The organism is Tepidimonas taiwanensis, from assembly GCF_020162115.1.
Taxonomy (GTDB): Bacteria; Pseudomonadota; Gammaproteobacteria; order Burkholderiales; family Burkholderiaceae_C; genus Tepidimonas; species Tepidimonas taiwanensis.
On the sequence record NZ_CP083911.1, the window covers coordinates 2,076,816 to 2,091,920 of the forward strand.

19 protein-coding genes are annotated in these 15,105 nt (G+C 71.5%); 3 read left to right on the forward strand and 16 right to left on the reverse strand.

The window, feature by feature from the left end:
• Nucleotides 1-74: 74 nt before the first annotated feature.
• From LCC91_RS09805 to LCC91_RS09865, 13 genes are all read right to left on the reverse strand, one after another.
• Entirely contained in the window at nucleotides 75-1,583 is a 1,509-nt protein-coding gene (locus tag LCC91_RS09805) for a DegQ family serine endoprotease (RefSeq protein WP_052231843.1), read from the reverse strand.
• Nucleotides 1,584-1,614: 31 nt separating this feature from the next.
• A complete protein-coding gene (locus LCC91_RS09810) occupies nucleotides 1,615-2,628 on the reverse strand; it encodes a MucB/RseB C-terminal domain-containing protein (RefSeq protein WP_043703757.1) in 1,014 nt (337 codons plus the stop codon).
• Nucleotides 2,629-2,637: 9 nt separating this feature from the next.
• On the reverse strand, nucleotides 2,638-3,288 hold the full coding sequence (locus LCC91_RS09815; RefSeq protein ID WP_143897349.1) for a sigma-E factor negative regulatory protein: 651 nt from the start codon (nucleotides 3,286-3,288) through the stop codon (nucleotides 2,638-2,640).
• A 32-nt stretch (nucleotides 3,289-3,320) separates the two neighbouring features.
• A complete protein-coding gene (rpoE, locus tag LCC91_RS09820; RefSeq protein WP_043703754.1) occupies nucleotides 3,321-3,956 on the reverse strand; it encodes an RNA polymerase sigma factor RpoE in 636 nt (211 codons plus the stop codon).
• A complete protein-coding gene (locus LCC91_RS09825) occupies nucleotides 3,953-4,465 on the reverse strand; it encodes a hypothetical protein (protein ID WP_043703752.1) in 513 nt (170 codons plus the stop codon). Before LCC91_RS09825 ends, rpoE begins: the two co-directional genes overlap by 4 nt.
• Before the next feature lie 5 nt (nucleotides 4,466-4,470).
• Nucleotides 4,471-5,715 carry a beta-ketoacyl-ACP synthase II gene (gene fabF, locus LCC91_RS09830; protein WP_043703750.1) on the reverse strand — a complete coding sequence of 415 codons (1,245 nt, stop codon included), beginning with the start codon at nucleotides 5,713-5,715 and terminating at the stop codon, nucleotides 4,471-4,473.
• A 6-nt stretch (nucleotides 5,716-5,721) separates the two neighbouring features.
• Nucleotides 5,722-5,961 (reverse strand): acyl carrier protein, encoded by a 240-nt coding sequence (gene acpP, locus LCC91_RS09835; protein ID WP_043703749.1) that lies wholly within the window; start codon nucleotides 5,959-5,961, stop codon nucleotides 5,722-5,724.
• Between the two features lie 96 nt (nucleotides 5,962-6,057).
• Nucleotides 6,058-6,807, reverse strand: a complete 750-nt coding sequence (fabG, locus tag LCC91_RS09840; protein WP_043703748.1) for a 3-oxoacyl-ACP reductase FabG — start codon at nucleotides 6,805-6,807, stop codon at nucleotides 6,058-6,060.
• A gap of 75 nt (nucleotides 6,808-6,882) precedes the next feature.
• On the reverse strand, nucleotides 6,883-7,836 hold the full coding sequence (gene fabD, locus LCC91_RS09845; protein WP_043703746.1) for an ACP S-malonyltransferase: 954 nt from the start codon (nucleotides 7,834-7,836) through the stop codon (nucleotides 6,883-6,885).
• A 39-nt stretch (nucleotides 7,837-7,875) separates the two neighbouring features.
• Entirely contained in the window at nucleotides 7,876-8,895 is a 1,020-nt protein-coding gene (locus LCC91_RS09850) for a beta-ketoacyl-ACP synthase III (RefSeq protein ID WP_043703744.1), read from the reverse strand.
• A gap of 39 nt (nucleotides 8,896-8,934) precedes the next feature.
• A complete protein-coding gene (plsX, locus tag LCC91_RS09855) occupies nucleotides 8,935-9,987 on the reverse strand; it encodes a phosphate acyltransferase PlsX (protein WP_043703742.1) in 1,053 nt (350 codons plus the stop codon).
• A 60-nt stretch (nucleotides 9,988-10,047) separates the two neighbouring features.
• A complete protein-coding gene (gene rpmF / locus LCC91_RS09860; protein WP_043703740.1) occupies nucleotides 10,048-10,230 on the reverse strand; it encodes a 50S ribosomal protein L32 in 183 nt (60 codons plus the stop codon).
• 105 nt (nucleotides 10,231-10,335) lie between these two features.
• The gene (locus LCC91_RS09865; protein ID WP_043703739.1) at nucleotides 10,336-10,986 is read right to left on the reverse strand and encodes a YceD family protein; all 651 of its coding nucleotides are present in this window, start codon (nucleotides 10,984-10,986) and stop codon (nucleotides 10,336-10,338) included.
• Between the two features lie 58 nt (nucleotides 10,987-11,044).
• Here LCC91_RS09865 and pdxH point away from each other — a divergent pair, with 58 nt between their 5' ends.
• The 3 genes from pdxH (at nucleotide 11,045) to LCC91_RS09880 (ending at nucleotide 12,281) form a co-directional block, all read left to right on the forward strand.
• A complete protein-coding gene (pdxH, locus tag LCC91_RS09870) occupies nucleotides 11,045-11,680 on the forward strand; it encodes a pyridoxamine 5'-phosphate oxidase (RefSeq protein ID WP_043703738.1) in 636 nt (211 codons plus the stop codon).
• A gap of 86 nt (nucleotides 11,681-11,766) precedes the next feature.
• Nucleotides 11,767-12,018 (forward strand): type II toxin-antitoxin system Phd/YefM family antitoxin, encoded by a 252-nt coding sequence (locus LCC91_RS09875; protein ID WP_043703737.1) that lies wholly within the window; start codon nucleotides 11,767-11,769, stop codon nucleotides 12,016-12,018.
• Nucleotides 12,015-12,281: a Txe/YoeB family addiction module toxin gene (locus tag LCC91_RS09880; protein ID WP_043703736.1), complete on the forward strand. Its 267-nt coding sequence runs from the start codon at nucleotides 12,015-12,017 to the stop codon at nucleotides 12,279-12,281. Before LCC91_RS09875 ends, LCC91_RS09880 begins: the two co-directional genes overlap by 4 nt.
• Nucleotides 12,282-12,284: 3 nt before the next feature.
• On the opposite strand, the gene folK is transcribed toward LCC91_RS09880, so the two are convergent.
• Genes folK through LCC91_RS09895 form a run of 3 tightly spaced genes read right to left on the reverse strand, consistent with a single transcriptional unit; the run spans nucleotide 12,285 to nucleotide 15,086 of the window.
• Entirely contained in the window at nucleotides 12,285-12,749 is a 465-nt protein-coding gene (gene folK, locus LCC91_RS09885; RefSeq protein ID WP_052231842.1) for a 2-amino-4-hydroxy-6-hydroxymethyldihydropteridine diphosphokinase, read from the reverse strand.
• The gene (gene pcnB / locus LCC91_RS09890) at nucleotides 12,742-14,370 is read right to left on the reverse strand and encodes a polynucleotide adenylyltransferase PcnB (RefSeq protein ID WP_043703733.1); all 1,629 of its coding nucleotides are present in this window, start codon (nucleotides 14,368-14,370) and stop codon (nucleotides 12,742-12,744) included. The genes folK and pcnB overlap by 8 nt, the downstream gene beginning before the upstream one ends.
• Nucleotides 14,367-15,086, reverse strand: coding sequence for an HAD family hydrolase (locus LCC91_RS09895; RefSeq protein ID WP_185974851.1), 720 nt, complete (start codon nucleotides 15,084-15,086; stop codon nucleotides 14,367-14,369). Before LCC91_RS09895 ends, pcnB begins: the two co-directional genes overlap by 4 nt.
• Nucleotides 15,087-15,105: the final 19 nt, after the last annotated feature.

Here is a 15,105-nt window from a genome sequence, read left to right on the forward strand (position 1 = left end):
CGTTCGGTGCAAAGGTGCGATTGTAGGTCGTACGCCCGGCGCGTGCCGTGGTCGGGGCCACGGCACACCATGCGTTACGGCCGCACCAGCACCCACTGCGCCCAGTCGCCGCGGCGGATCAGCAGCGTCACCGGCCGGCCCTTGGGCCAGTCGGCCACGGCGCGCTCGAACTCGCGCACGCCCGCCACGGACTGGTTGCCGACCCCGACGATCACGTCACCCGCGCGCACCCCGGCCGCGGCGGCCGGGCCACCGACTTCCGCGACGAACACGCCGCCGGCGACTTTGCGCTCGCGCCGCTCGTCGGCGGTGAGTTCGCGCACCGTCAAGCCCAGCGGCCCGGCCTTGGCCACCTTCGGCTCGGCGGGCGCGGCGGCCGTTTCCTCCTCGAAGGTGCCCACCGTCAGCGTCAGCGTCTTGGTCGCGCCGCGCCGCCAGACCTCCACCGCCGCGCGCGTGCCCGGCTTGGTGTTGCCGACGATGCGCGGCAGGTCGGCCGACTTCTCGATCGGCTTGCCGTCGAAGCGCAGGATGATATCGCCCGGCTCGATCCCGGCCTTGGCCGCGGGCGAGCCGTCCTCCACCCCACGCACCAGCGCCCCGATGGCCTTGGGCAGGCCCAGCGACTCGGCCAGCTCCTTGTCCACCGGCTCGATCGCCACCCCGATGCGCCCGCGCGTGACCTTGCCCGTGGCCTTGAGCTGCTCGGCCACGCGCACCGCCTCGTCGATCGGGATCGCGAAGCTGATGCCCATGAAGCCGCCCGAGCGCGAATAGATCTGGCTGTTGATGCCGACCACCTCACCGCGCATGTTGATCAGCGGCCCGCCGGAGTTGCCGGGGTTGATCGCCACGTCGGTCTGGATGAAGGGCAGGAAGTCGCCGGTATCGCGCTGCTTGGCGCTGACGATCCCGGCCGTGACGGTGTTGTCCAGCCCGAACGGCGAGCCGATCGCCATCACCCACTCGCCGACCTTGAGCCGCTCCACGTCGCCGATGCGCACCGGCTTGAGCCCGGTGGCGTCGATCTTGACCACCGCGACGTCGGTGCGCCGATCGAAGCCGACCACGCGCGCCTTGAACTCGCGCTTGTCGGGCAGCGTGACGATGACCTCCTCGGCCCCGTCGACGACGTGGGCGTTGGTGAGGATGAAGCCGTCGGCGCTGTAAATGAAGCCCGACCCCACGCCGCGCTGGCGCTGCTCGGGCACGCGGTCGGGCCCCTGCGGCCCGCGCGGCACCGCCCCCGGCGGCAGCGGGATGCCGAAGCGGCGGAAGAACTCGCGCATCTGCTCTTCCACGTCGTCGCCCATCGACTCGTCGCGCCGCACGCGCTCAACCGTGCGGATGTTGACCACCGACGGGCCGACCTCCTCCACCAGGACCGTGAAGTCCGGCAGGCCGGTGACGCGCGGCGCCGCGGCCGCAGGGGCCGGGGCGGCGGAACCGACCGGCTGCGCGCCGACGCCGTGTTGCGCGGCGCTCCACACGAGCGCGACCGCCGCGACCGCGGAAACGGCCGCCAGCGCCCACGGCCGCCGCGCCGGCGGCGTCGGGGTGTGCGTGGGGTTCGATACGTCCATCGTCATCGGTTGTGGCTCCTTGCCGATTCACTCAACGGGTCTTTTCCAGCGCGCCGAGGAAGCGCTCCAGCGTCGCGAGTGGTACCTCGCCCATCGCCGTCACCGGCGTGCCCGCGACGGTTTGCACGAGCACGTGGGTCGCGCCGGCCTGGGCGCGCTGCGAGGCAGCCGCCTCGCCGGTGCTGAAGAACAGCGACACCGCCGCCAACCCATCGGAAAACACACACTGCAACGGCGCGCGGGTGCGCCCCGCTTCGGCCGGCCGCGACCAGCAGGTCACCGGGCGGAACCCCGGCACCTCGGCGCGCAGCCGCCAGCCCTCGGCTTCCAGCGTCGTCTTGTTCAGCACCGGCCGCTCGACGCGCATGCCGCGTGTATCGTCCATCTGTCGCGCCAGCGTCTCCAGGCGCAGCGGAGCGTCGAGCTGCAGTTCGGTGAACGCCACCTGTTCCAGCACCTCGCCGTCGGCGCGCAGGGTTTGCACCTTCAGCGCGAGCCCGGTGCGTTTTTCGGACCAGAGGCGGTAGCCGTAGCGCAGCGCGTCCGCTGGCACGATGTCCACCACCCAGGCGTCGTAGCCCGCAACGCGCTCGCTGCCGCGCGGCTCGGCGCGGTAGTAGCCCCCGACCTCGATGCCCGGCACCCCGACCGGTCCGGGAAAGAGCCGCAGCAGCTCGCGCCGGTCGCGCAGCGCCCACTGCCGCTCGGGCCAGACGGTGAGCACCTCGTCGTCGCGGCGCCAGGTCACGCGCGCCGGGCCGCTGAGCGACTCGATGCGCTCGACCTGCTGCCGCCCGTCGCACACGTGTGCGATGCGCGCGGTCGCAATCTCGCTGCCGCGCGTGACGACGAACACCCCGCTGTAGGCGCGGTTGCGCGTGGCGTCGTGCAGGCGTTGCAACCAGCCGCGCACGTCGGCCGGCGGCGCGCCGTTGGACGGCACCGCCTGTGCGAGCGCCATCGCGCCCGGCCACGCAAACAACGCCGCCGCCACAACGCCGGCGACGGCACGGAAGAGATGACGGAGAGACGACGTCAGCGACATCGGTGCAGCTCAGCGCGCCGGGACATCGTAACTGGCCGCGCGCAGAAAGCCCGCGCTCGTCTGCAGCGCCGACGCCCCGCCCCACTGGCGGTGCGCGGCCATCAGCTCCTCGAGCTGCGGATCACGCACCCGCGCCACCGGCACGGCGGCTGGCACGACGCCCGCGGTAGCGCCCACGACGACGGCGGGCGGGGCCGGCGTCTGCGCCACCTGTGCGACCTCGCCCGGAGCGCTGCCGGGCACCGCGCCGCTTTGCCACAGGATCGACACCACCGCGGCAACCGCCGCCACGCCGGCCACCAGCCGCCAGCGGAAGACCGCATCGTTGGCCGCGGCCGCCGCGCGCGGCAGCGCCGCGGGCGCGGACACCGCATCCGCCGCATCCGCCACGGTCGGCAGCGGCTGTGCCGCCACGCGCGCCATCACCGCCCGCACGAACGCCGGATCCGCCGCCTCGTCACCGCCGGCCTGGGCCCGCAGCGCGTCGCCGATGCGCCGGTACGCGTCCCACGTGCGCCGCTGCGTCTCGGGGTCGGACGCCGCGAGCGCCGCCGCGATCTCGTCGCCGCCACATTCGCCGTCGAACAGCGCGGAGAGCCGCTCGCCGCACGCGCGGCGCTCGTCACCGGTATCGCGGATCGTCACGTCGGAGGGTTTCATGGTCTTGCTTTCACAGGGTAGGGGCACGGGCGTCACCAGCGTTTGCCGGACTGTCGCTCGAGCAGCGGCTTGATGCGCGCAGAGATCGCTTCGCGGGCGCGGAAAATCCGCGAACGCACCGTGCCGATCGGGCAGTCGAGCGCACGGGCGATCTCCTCGTAGCTCAGGCCGTCGATTTCGCGCAGCGTGATCGCCTGGGCCAGCTCGGTCGGCAATGCCTCCACTGCGGCCTGCACCGCCTGGGCGATCTCCTTGCTTGCCAACACCGCGTCCGGGGTCTCGGTGTCGGCCACCTGCGCGTTTAGTTCCTGCTCCAGCGCCGAAGTTTCCTCGCCCTCCTCGCCGTTTTGCAGCGCGCTCATCGGCACCAGCGGGTCGCGCTTCATCTCCTGCAGCGCCTTCTTCGCGGTGTTGACGGCGATGCGGTAGAGCCACGTGTAAAACTGCGCGTCGCCCCGGAACTGCGGCAGCGCGCGGTAGGCGCGGATGAAGGTTTCCTGCGCCAGATCGGGGACCAGGTCGGCGTCGCGCACGAGGCGCCCGATCAACCGCTCGACGCGACGCTGGTACTTGATGACCAGCAGCTCGAACGCCCGCTGGTCGCCCGCGGTGGCACGCGCGACCAGGGCGGCATCGGCATCGGGGCGGCGGGGAGATTCATCTTTCATGGCGAGGGCGGTTGCCGCGCGAATATACCCGATCGGTCTGACGCGGCCGTGGTAACCCGGAGCGCCCGGCGCAGCGCCCGCCAGGTCGCGTCGTCGCCGACGGTGGCGCGCCGGCAGCACAGCCACAAACGCTGCCCGTCCGGCGTCTCGCCGCGCAGCAGCAGGACGTCGCCGAAGTCGAGCGCGACGCGCACCGCGGGCAGCGGCACGCCCCGGGGACGTACGGCGCTGCGCCACGACCACGTGGGTGCCACCTCCCGGCGGCTGAGCACGGCGGCGTACCAGCGGAGCTCACCGGCGGGCGCGTGGCGGATCCGCCGCGCGTTCCACGCGGCCCACGCCGCCGATGCAACGGCCGCCGCGATCCACGGTGCGGGAGCATCGGGCCGCACCCCGGCCCACAGCCCCAGCGTCGCGAGCGCCAGCAGCGCGCCGATCGTGTGCGCCCCCCGCTCGGCGGCAACCCCGTGGACGGGACAGGACACGTCCGCCAGCCCCGGGGGTGTCATCGCCGTCAGATGCGCTTGAAGACCAGCGAGCCGTTGGTGCCGCCGAAGCCGAAGTTGTTTTTCAACGCCACGTCGACGCGGGCGTCACGCGCCGTGTTGGCGCAGTAGTCGAGGTCGCACTCGGGGTCCGGCGCCGCCAGGTTGATCGTCGGCGGAATCTTCTGGTGGTGCACGGCGAGCACCGTGAAGACGCTCTCCAGCCCGCCGGCGCCCCCGAGCAGGTGGCCGGTCATCGACTTCGTGGAGCTGACGACCACGCGCCGCGCGTGGTCGCCGAGCGCCGCCTTGATCGCATTCGTCTCGTTGACGTCGCCGAGCGGCGTGGAGGTGCCGTGCGCGTTGACGTAATCGACCTGGTCCGGGTTCAGACCGGCATTGCGCAGCGCGGCGAGCATCGCCCGGCGGGGGCCATCCATGTTGGGCGCGGTCATGTGCCCGGCGTCGGCGCTCATGCCGTAGCCGGCCAATTCGGCGTAGATGCGCGCGCCGCGTGCCTTGGCGCGCTCGTATTCCTCCAGCACCAGCACGCCCGCGCCCTCGCCGAGCACGAAGCCGTCGCGGTCCTTGTCGAACGGGCGCGAGGCCGCCTGCGGATCGTCGTTGCGCGTGGACAGCGCCCGCATCGCGGCAAAGCCGCCGATGCCCAGCGGTGAAACGGTGGCTTCGGTGCCGCCGGCGATCACGACGTCGGCATCGCCGTACTCGATCAGCCGGCCCGCCTCACCGATGCAGTGCAGGCCCGTCGTGCACGCCGTGACGACGGCCAGGTTCGGCCCCTTGAAGCCGTAGCGCATCGACACGTGCCCCGAGACCATGTTGATGATCGACGCCGGCACGAAAAACGGCGAGATGCGGCGCGGACCCCGCTGGGTCAGCTCGGCGTGCGTGGCCTCGATCAGCGGCAGGCCGCCGATGCCCGAGCCGATCACACAACCGATGCGGCAGGCCTCCTCCTCGGACAGCGCCTCGCCCACCGTCAGGCCCGCGTCCGCGATGGCCTGGGCGGCGGCGGCGATGCCGTAGTGGATGAAGGTGTCCATCGTCCGCGCCTCTTTGGGCGGGAGGTAGGACGCGAGATCGAAGTCCCGAACCTCGCCGGCGATCTGGCAGGCGAAGGCGCTGGCATCGAATTTGGTGATGCGGTCGATGCCCGAGCGACCGGCGAGCAGGTTGGCCCAAGCCGCCTCCACCGTGTTGCCCACGGGACTGACGCAGCCCAGGCCGGTCACGACGACACGGCGGCGGCTCATCGTGGATCAGCCCTTGTAGTGGGCCTTGGCGTAGTCGATGGCCTGCTGCACGGTGGTGATCTTCTCGGCGTCCTCGTCGGGGATCTCGATGCCGAACTCGTCTTCGAGGGCCATCACCAGCTCGACGGTGTCGAGCGAGTCGGCACCCAGGTCGGCGACGAACGCCTTCTCCGGGGTCACCTGGCTCTCCTCGACGCCGAGCTGCTCGGCGATGATCTTCTTCACACGTGCTTCGATGTCGCTCATAGTTCCCTCGTCGGGTGGTTGAAAACAGCCCCGGCATTGTAGCCGCCCCGCCGGTGGGGGCTTCGCACTGGTCGCGCACCGCGGCGCGGCCGCGGCTCAGGCCATGAACATGCCGCCGTTGACGTGCAGCTCCTGACCCGTGATGTAGCCCGCCTGCGGGCTGGCCAGAAACGCCACCGCGTGCGCGACGTCGGCAGGCTTGCCCAGGTGCCCCAGCGGAATCTGCGCCAGCAGCGCCTGCTGCTGCTCCGGCGGCAGGCTGGCGGTCATGTCGGTCTCGATGAAGCCGGGGGCCACGCAGTTGACGGTGATGCGCCGGCTGCCCAGCTCGCGCGCCAACGCCCGCGTCATGCCCGCCACACCGGCCTTGGCCGCGGCGTAGTTCGCCTGGCCCGGGTTGCCCGCGGCCCCGACGACGCTCGTGATGTTGACGATACGGCCGTAGCGTTGCTTCATCATCGGGCGAATCGCCGCGCGACAGAGGCGAAACACCGCCTTGAGGTTGGTGTCGAGCACGGCGTCCCAGTCCTCGTCCTTGAGCCGCATCGCCAGCATGTCGCGCGTGATGCCGGCGTTGTTGACGAGGATGTGCAGCGCGCCCTGCTCCTTGACGAGGGTGTCGACCAACGCGTCCGCCACGGGCGCATCGTTGACGTCGAGCCGCACGCCGCGGCAGCCTTCGAACGCGGCGAGCGCCTGGGTGATGCGCTGCGCACCGTCGTCGGTGGTGGCGGTGCCGATGACGCGTACGCCGCGGCTTGCCAGCTCGCGCGCGATGGCCGCGCCGATGCCGCGCGAAGCGCCCGTGACGAGGGCGATCTGACCGGCCATGACGTTTTCGGACATCTTGTCTGCCTTCCTGATGCGTGGGGGTCTTCGATTCGTGGGACTTCCGGGGTCGCGCCGTGCCGCGATCTGCGCTCAGCCTGCCAGCAGCGCGCGCACCTCGGCCAGCGTCGCGGGATCGTACAGCGCCGCGGCCGACACGTCCGGCGCGATGCGCTTGGTCAGGCCCAGCAGCACCTTGCCCGGGCCGCACTCGACGATGGCCTGCGCGCCGCGCTCGCGCAGCGCCTGCACGCACTCGACCCAGCGCACCGGGCCCGCCGCCTGGCGCACGAGCGCATCGCGGATGCGCGCGGCGTCGGTCTCCACCGCGACGTCGATATTGTTGACCACCGGAATGCGCGGCGGGCGCAGGTCGACCGTGGCGAGCCGCTCGCGCAGCGCCTCGGCCGCCGGGCACATCAGGCTCGAGTGAAACGGCGCCGACACCGGCAGCGGCAGCGCACGCTTGGCGCCGCGCGCCTTCAGCACCTCGCACGCTTTGTCGACCGCGGCCTTGGAGCCGGCGATCACGGTCTGCGCGGGGTCATTGAAATTGACCGCCTCGACCACCTCGCCGCTGTCGGGGGCGAACGTCGCCTGCGCTTCGGCGCACCCGGCACGCACCGCGTCGGCGTCCAGCCCCAGGATCGCCGCCATCGCCCCGGCGCCGACCGGCACGGCCTGCTGCATCGCCTGGGCGCGGAAGCGCACCAGCGGCGCCGCCTCGGCCAGCGTCAACACCTCCGCCGCCACCAGCGCGCTGTACTCGCCCAGCGAGTGCCCGGCCACTGCCACCGGGTCGGCACCGCCCTCGGCCTTCCAGACACGCCACGCGGCCACCCCCGCGACCAGCATCACGGGCTGCGTGTTGGTGGTCAGCGCCAACGCCTCCTTCGGCCCTTCGTGGATCAGTCGGCCGATGTCCTCGCCGAGCGCGTCCGATGCCTCTTGCAGCGTCTGCCGCACGACCGGGTGGTCGCCCCAGGCATCGAGCATGCCCACCGACTGCGAGCCCTGCCCCGGGAAAACGAAAGCGAATGCGGTCATCGTGTCTCCTGTCGTCCGTCCGTGTGTCGGGCCCCGGCGTCAGTACCGCAGCAACACCGAGCCCCAGGTGAAGCCGCCGCCGACCCCCTCCAGCAGCAACAACTGACCGGGCTGGATGCGCCCGTCGCGCACCGCCTGATCGAGCGCCAGCGGGATCGACGCTGCCGAGGTGTTGCCGTGCTGGTCGACGGTCACGACGACGCGCTCCATCGGCAGCTTGAGCTTGCGCGCCGTGCCCTGCATGATGCGGATGTTGGCCTGGTGCGGGATCAGCCAGTCCACCTCGGCCTCCGTCTTGCCGGCCTTGGCCAGCGTGGTGCGGGCGGTCTCTTCCAGCACGCCGACGGCGAGCTTGAACACCGCCTGCCCATCCATGCGCAGCAACGGATCGCCGAGCACGCTGCCACCGGCCACCGTGCCCGGTACACAGAGGATATCGGTGTGCCGGCCGTCGGCGTGGAGGTCGCTGGCCAGCACGCCGGGGCCGCTGCCGTCGTGTTCGACCGCCTCGAGCACCACCGCACCGGCACCGTCGCCGAACAGCACGCAGGTCGTGCGGTCGTCGAAATTGAGGATGCGCGAAAACACCTCCGCCCCGACGACCAGCGCGCAGCGCGCCCCGCCCGTGCGCAGCATCGCGTCGGCCACCGTCAGCGCGTAGATGAAACCGGTGCACACCGCCTGCACGTCGAACGCCGGGGCGCCGATCGGCCCGCGGCCGCCCGCGGCCAGCGCCGCCTCGTGCAGCTTGCGCTGCAGGATGGTCGCCGTGGAGGGAAACACCATGTCCGGCGTCGACGTGGCGACGATGATCAGATCCACCTCGTGCGGCGCGCGTCCCGCGGCCTGCAGCGCGCGCAGGCTGGCGTCGAGCGCGAGGTCGCTCGCCATCTGCCCGTCTTCCGCGAAATGGCGGGCGCGGATGCCCGTGCGCTCCACGATCCAGGCGTCGCTGGTTTCCAGTCCGCGCTGGGCGAGCAGCGCCGCCATGTCGTCATTGGTCAGGCGCCGCGCGGGCAGCGCGCTGCCGGTTCCCGTGATGCGGGCGTACACACTCATCGGCATTCACATTCGGTGGCGGCGGCGCGGGAGGCCCGCTCAGCCGTTCGGGGTAAGGTTCGGATCCGCGGCGACGGGCGCCAGCAGCGGCGCGGCATGGGCGATGCGCTCGCGCACACGCTCCAGCAGCCGCGCTTCGGCCGCATCATACGCGCGCCGCAGCGCCTGCTCGAACGCGAACGCGTCGGCCGAGCCGTGGCTCTTGAACACCAGCCCCCGCAGGCCCAGCAGCGCCGCCCCGTTGTAGCGGCGGTGGTCCAGCCGGCGCTTGAAGCGCATCAGCACCGGCCACGCCAGCAGCGCGACGAGCCGGGCATACCACCCGCGGCCGAACTCCTCGCGCAGAAACGCGCCGATCATGCCCGCCAGCCCCTCGCTCGTCTTGAGCGCGACGTTGCCGACGAAGCCGTCGCACACCACGATGTCGGTGGTGCCCTTGAAGATGTCGTTGCCCTCGACGTTGCCGTGGAAGTGCAGATCGCCGCGCTCGGCGGCCTCGCGCAGCAGCTGGCCGGCGCGCTTGATGACGTCGTTGCCCTTGATGACTTCCTCGCCGATGTTGAGCAGCCCGACGCTCGGGTTCTCCCGCCCACCGGCGGCCACGAGCGCGGAACCCATCACCGCGAACTGCAGCAGGTGTTCGGCCGTGCAGTCGACGTTGGCTCCGAGGTCGAGCATCGTCGTGGCGCCGCCGCGGGCGTTGGGGATCTGGGTGGCGATGGCCGGACGGTCGATGCCCTCCAACGTCTTGAGGACGTAGCGGGCGATGGCCATCAGCGCGCCGGTGTTACCGGCAGAGACGGCGGCGTCGGCGGCGCCATCCTTGACCTGCGCGATCGCCACGCGCATCGACGAGTCTTTTTTGCGGCGCAACGCCACTTCGACCGGGTCGTCCATTGCGACGACCTCGGACGCCGGAACCACGGTGCAGCGCTGCGCATCGAGCCCGCGCGGCAGCGACGCCAGCGCCTCGGGCCGGCCGACCAGCAACAAATGCGCCCGCGGATGCGCCGCCAGAAATGCGGCACACGCGGGCAACGTCACGGAGGGACCGTGGTCGCCCCCCATGCAATCGACGGCGATCCGGATCACGGCTGGTTTACACGGGCGCGCACGGGCCAGCCGAGCCGCCCATGTCGGCCGCGACGGACATCAGGCTTCGGACTTGTTCTTGAGCACCTGGCGGCCACGGTAGAAACCGTTGGGGCTGATGTGGTGGCGCAGGTGCACCTCGCCCGTGGTCGGCTCCACCGCAATGCCGGGCACCGACAGCGCGTTGTGCGAGCGGTGCATGCCGCGCTTGGACGGCGACTTCTTGTTCTGCTGAACGGCCATGATCGGCTCCTGGAATTCGGGTCAGGCTAAGAAAACCCTGCATTATAGCCCGCGCCGCGCAGCGGTGCCGACAAGACGCCCCAGCGGCTCGGGGGTTGCGCGGGCTCAGGGACGACGCAGCTTGAGCGCGGCGAGCGCCGCGAACGGGTGGGGTTTCGCCGGCTCGCCCCCAGCCGCCAGCTCGCCCGTCGCGCCCGGCTCCCCCGTGCCGAGCGTATCCCCGGCGGCCAGCGGCAGGGGCCGCGGACACGCGGCGTGCATCGGCACCAGCGGCGCCGCCAGCAGCAGCTCGTCCTCCACCAGCGCCAGCAGGTGGTGGCGCGCACCCTCCAGCACGAGCAGGTCCTCTTCACAGGTGTCGTCTTCGGCCTCCGCGGTCGCCTCGTCAGCCACGAAGCGGAACCACCGATCGACCTGCAGCGGCTGCCAGTACGGCTCCAGGCAACGCTGACACACCAGCGGGACGGCCCCCTCGATCTGCAGCCGCAACCACAATTGGCGCGGCACCGCGGCCATGCGCCCCCCGGCGAGCGCGCGCATCGCCGCCGCGACCGCCGCGGGCGGGTCGCGCCATTCGGCCTGCGCCTGCCAGCGCACCGTCGCCGTCTCCACCCCCGCGAGCGCCGGCGCGTCGGTGAGCAGCCGGGTCAGGCGCGGCAGCGCGTACACACCCGCCAGCGGCGTGGCGCGGCGCGCTAGCGCCTCCACATCGATCCAGTCGTCGCGCGGGTCGGTGTCGGGCGTCGGTCGTGTCATGTATGCATTATCCCGCGGCGCGACGCCGACGCGCGATGCGCCGTGCCATACTGACGCCATGACCCACATCGCCGACCTGCGCAAAAGCTACGAACGTGCCGAACTCAGCGAGGACGCCTCGCACCCCGATCCGCTGCAGCAGTTCGACCAGTGGCTGCACGAAGCGATCCGCGCCGAGCTGCCCGAGCCCAACGCGATGACACTGGCCACCGTCGGCAGCGACCTGCGGCCGAGCACCCGTGTCGTGCTCATCAAGGGCTACGACGCGCGCGGCATCGTCTGGTACACCAACTACGACAGCCGCAAAGGCCGCGAGCTCGCGGGCAACCCCTACGCCGCGCTGCAGTTCCACTGGGTCGAGCTGGAGCGCGTGGTGCGCATCGAGGGCGTCGTGGAAAAGGTGTCCGCCGAGGAGAGCGACGCCTATTTCGCCAGCCGCCCGCTGGACCACCGCATCGGCGCGTGGGCCAGCCCGCAAAGTCAGGTGATCGAGAGCCGGGCGGTGCTGGTGGCCAACGCGGCCAAATACGCGGCGCAGTTCCTGATGAACCCACCGCGGCCGCCGCATTGGGGCGGCTACCGCCTCAAGCCCGACGCCTGGGAGTTCTGGCAGGGCCGCAAGAGCCGGCTGCACGACCGCCTGCGCTACCGGCTCGACAACGGCCAGTGGGTGCGCGAGCGGCTCGCGCCCTGACGGCACCCGGTGCGCCCACCCCAACGACGATCGGTTGGTTAGCACCCCCGACAAGACGTACAATTTTTCGTACAATTCCGCGCATCATGGACGTCATCACCTACTCCGCCGCGCGCGCCAACCTGGCCCGGACCATGGATCGGGTCTGCAACGACCACGCGCCGCTGATCATCACGCGCAACCGGGAGCAGGCAGTGGTGATGCTGTCCCTGGAGGACTACAACGCGCTGGAAGAAACCGCGTACCTGCTTCGCAGCCCCGCCAATGCCCAACGGCTGCTGAATGCGATCCAGGAACTCAACGCCGGGGGCGGAACCGAGCGGCAACTGGCCGAATGAAACTGATTTTCGCCGCAGCCGCCTGGGACGACTACCTGTATTGGCAACGGCACGACCGCCGCATCGTCGAACGGATCAACACCCTGATTCGGGACGTGCAGCGCAGCCCCTACGCGGGCATCGGCAAACCCGAACCGCTCAAACACGCGCTGTCGGGCTACTGGTCACGCCGCATCACGGACGAGCATCGCATGGTCTACCGCGTCGAGGGGGACGCGGTGTTGATCGCCCAGCTGCGTTACCACTACGGACCGTCAGACTGACCGTTACCAGCGGCAAATCGGCTGATCGGCGACGGCGGCGAGCGCGGCGGCGCTGACGCGCTGCGGCGCGATTTCGTGCAACGGCACGAGCACGAACGCGCGCTGCTGCCAGCGCGGGTGAGGCACCGTCAGGCGTGGCGACTCGATGCGCGCGTCGCCGTAGAGCAGCAGATCCAGGTCGAGCGTGCGCGGGGCGTTGCGATAGGGTCGCTCGCGCCCGGCGCGCGCCTCCAGCGCGTGCAGCGCGCTCAACAGGTCCGGCGCCGTCAGGCGGGTGTGGAGCGCCGCGACCGCGTTGCAGTAGTCGGGTCCGTCGGCCTCCAGCGGCGCGGTGCGCCACAGGCCGGAGATGGCGACGCAGCGCGACTGCGGCAGCGCCTGCAACCACTGCAGCGCCGCGCGCACCTGCGCCGCGGCGTCGCCCAGGTTCGCCCCCAATCCGACGTAGGCCGTCACCGGCTCACGCATCGGGGGCCCCATCTCCCGTAGCGGCGTCGCCCGCCGCCCCGCCCGCGGGCTTGCGGCGCCGCCGCCGGCGCTTGCGCGGCGCGGTGGGGGCCTGGGCGTCACCGTCGGCCGACGGTGACACCGCCGGCGTCGGCGACGGCGGCGTCACTGCAACTTCGGCTGTGACGCCATTCGCACCGTTCGTCCCCCCGGCGTCGGGCCCATCATCGCGGCGGCACCGACCACGCGACGCCTTGCCCGGGGCCTTGGCGCGCTGCTGCTCCAGCCGCACCGCCTCCACCATGTCGCGCCGCACGGCCTCGCCGGCCTGGCTGAACGTTTCCCACCAGTGGGAGAGCTCCTCGTCCACCTCGCCCACCTGCGCGCGCAGGCGCAGGAAGTCGAAGCCCGCGCGAAAGCGCGGCTGCTCCACCAGCGTGAACGGCCCGTTGCCGGTGCGCTTGTCGAAGCGCGGCTGCATCATCCAGATCTCGCGCATGTCGGCACCGAGCTTGCCACGCCCCGAGACATCGCCGATGCGCGCGTCGAACACCTCGTCCACCGCCTCGGACAGCGCCGGGAATACCGGCACGCCGTCCGCGAGCCGGCGCTGCCACGCGGCGCGCACGTCCTGCCACAGCACGCACGCGAGCAAAAAGCTGGGCGCCACCGGCTTGCCTTCAGCCACGCGGCGGTCCGTGTCCTGCAGCGCCGCGCGCACGAACGGCTCGTCCGCGCGCTCGACCACCACGTCCAGCAGCGGGTAGATGCCACGCGCCAGCCCGTTGGCGCGCAGCGCCTCGATACTGGCCAGCGCGTGCCCGGTCTGCAGCAGCTTGAGCATCTCGTCGAACAGGCGGCTCGGCGGCACATCGGCCAGCAGCGGCAGGTGTGCCGCCATCGGCGCGCGCGTCTTGGCGTCGAGCTTGAATCCGAGGCGGCTCAGCTTGGCCTCGAAGCGCACCGCGCGGATGATGCGCACCGGGTCCTCGCGGTAGCGCGTCGCCGGGTCGCCGATCATGCGCAGTACACGCTTGCGCGCGTCGCGGATGCCCTGGTGGAAATCGACCACCGTCTGCGTCTCGGGGTCGTAGTACATCGCGTTGATCGTGAAGTCGCGCCGCGCAGCGTCCTGCTCGATCGGCCCCCAGACGTTGTCGCGCAGCACGCGGCCACTGGCGTCCACCGCGAGCGACACCCCGGCCAGCGCCCGGGTGGAGCGCTCGTCACCGACGACCGGCTCGGCCTGGCTCGGGTCGACGTAGGCGCGGAAGGTCGAGACCTCGATCACCTCGTGCTCGCGCCCGCGCCCGAACACCACGTGCACGATGCGAAAGCGCCGCCCGATGATGAACGCGCGCCGGAACAGCGCCTTGACCTGCTCGGGCGTGGCGTTGGTGGCGACGTCGAAATCCTTGGGCCGCAGGCCCAGCAGCAGGTCGCGCACCGCGCCGCCGACGATGTACGCCTCGTAGCCGGCGCGCTTGAGCGTGTGCACCACGTCCAGCGCCCGGCCGTCGACCAGCGACGGGTCGATCCCGTGCACCGACACCGGTACGTCCTCGCGTTTGCCAAAGCGCGGCCGGCGCAGCGTGGGCCGCACCGTCTTGTCCAACAGTTTGTCGATCAGTTGTTTGATCATGGGTGGGATCCGAACAGATCGAGGATGCGCCAGCCACGCGCGCGAGCGATGGCGCGCAGCCCTTCGCCGGGGTTGGTGGCCACCGGCACGTCGGCGCGCTCCAGCAGCGGCAGATCATTGGTCGAGTCGGAATAGAACGTGACGTGCGCGCGCGCCCAGTCCAGCCCCTGCGCGACCAACCACTGAGTCACGCGCTCGACCTTGCCCTCCCGGAACGACGGCACGCCGCGGATATCGCCGGTGATCCAGCCGCTCGCGTCGCGTTCGAGCTCCACCGCGATGAGGTCGTCGACCCCGAAGGCCTGCGCGATCGGGCGCGTGACGAACTCGTTGGTCGCGGTGACGATGGCGACGCGATCGCCGCGCGCGCGGTGCGCGGCGACCAGCGCACGCGCCTCGGGCCGCAGCGCGGGCTCGATCACCTCGGCCATGAAGCGCGCATGTGCCTCGGCCGCCGCGTGCGGGCCGCGCACGCGCACCGCTTCGGTGGCGAAGCGCACGTACGCGTGCACGTCCAGCCGCCCCGCCTGGTAGTCGGCAAAGAAGGCGTCGTTGCGCTGGCCGAACGCGACCGGGTCGGTCCAGCCGATGCGGGTCGTGAACACGCCCCACTCGTAGTCCGAATCGAGCGGCAGCAGCGTATGGTCGAGGTCGAACAGCGCCACCGGCACGCGGCCGTCCGTCGGCGGCACCGGGATACTGGGGAAACTCGGCATGGCAGTCGACATCGCATCC

What these genes read in the sequence shown, in the direction of transcription:
- LCC91_RS09805 (WP_052231843.1), bottom strand. Translation starts at nt 1,583, where the DNA reads ATGGACGTATCGAACCCCACGCACACCCCGACGCCGCCGGCGCGGCGG.
- LCC91_RS09810 (WP_043703757.1), bottom strand. Translation starts at nt 2,628, where the DNA reads ATGTCGCTGACGTCGTCTCTCCGTCATCTCTTCCGTGCCGTCGCCGGC.
- LCC91_RS09815 (WP_143897349.1), bottom strand. Translation starts at nt 3,288, where the DNA reads ATGAAACCCTCCGACGTGACGATCCGCGATACCGGTGACGAGCGCCGC.
- rpoE (WP_043703754.1), bottom strand. Translation starts at nt 3,956, where the DNA reads ATGAAAGATGAATCTCCCCGCCGCCCCGATGCCGATGCCGCCCTGGTC.
- LCC91_RS09825 (WP_043703752.1), bottom strand. Translation starts at nt 4,465, where the DNA reads ATGACACCCCCGGGGCTGGCGGACGTGTCCTGTCCCGTCCACGGGGTT.
- fabF (WP_043703750.1), bottom strand. Translation starts at nt 5,715, where the DNA reads ATGAGCCGCCGCCGTGTCGTCGTGACCGGCCTGGGCTGCGTCAGTCCC.
- acpP (WP_043703749.1), bottom strand. Translation starts at nt 5,961, where the DNA reads ATGAGCGACATCGAAGCACGTGTGAAGAAGATCATCGCCGAGCAGCTC.
- fabG (WP_043703748.1), bottom strand. Translation starts at nt 6,807, where the DNA reads ATGTCCGAAAACGTCATGGCCGGTCAGATCGCCCTCGTCACGGGCGCT.
- fabD (WP_043703746.1), bottom strand. Translation starts at nt 7,836, where the DNA reads ATGACCGCATTCGCTTTCGTTTTCCCGGGGCAGGGCTCGCAGTCGGTG.
- LCC91_RS09850 (WP_043703744.1), bottom strand. Translation starts at nt 8,895, where the DNA reads ATGAGTGTGTACGCCCGCATCACGGGAACCGGCAGCGCGCTGCCCGCG.
- rpmF (WP_043703740.1), bottom strand. Translation starts at nt 10,230, where the DNA reads ATGGCCGTTCAGCAGAACAAGAAGTCGCCGTCCAAGCGCGGCATGCAC.
- LCC91_RS09865 (WP_043703739.1), bottom strand. Translation starts at nt 10,986, where the DNA reads ATGACACGACCGACGCCCGACACCGACCCGCGCGACGACTGGATCGAT.
- pdxH (WP_043703738.1), top strand. Translation starts at nt 11,045, where the DNA reads ATGACCCACATCGCCGACCTGCGCAAAAGCTACGAACGTGCCGAACTC.
- LCC91_RS09875 (WP_043703737.1), top strand. Translation starts at nt 11,767, where the DNA reads ATGGACGTCATCACCTACTCCGCCGCGCGCGCCAACCTGGCCCGGACC.
- LCC91_RS09880 (WP_043703736.1), top strand. Translation starts at nt 12,015, where the DNA reads ATGAAACTGATTTTCGCCGCAGCCGCCTGGGACGACTACCTGTATTGG.
- folK (WP_052231842.1), bottom strand. Translation starts at nt 12,749, where the DNA reads ATGCGTGAGCCGGTGACGGCCTACGTCGGATTGGGGGCGAACCTGGGC.
- pcnB (WP_043703733.1), bottom strand. Translation starts at nt 14,370, where the DNA reads ATGATCAAACAACTGATCGACAAACTGTTGGACAAGACGGTGCGGCCC.
- LCC91_RS09895 (WP_185974851.1), bottom strand. Translation starts at nt 15,086, where the DNA reads ATGCCGAGTTTCCCCAGTATCCCGGTGCCGCCGACGGACGGCCGCGTG.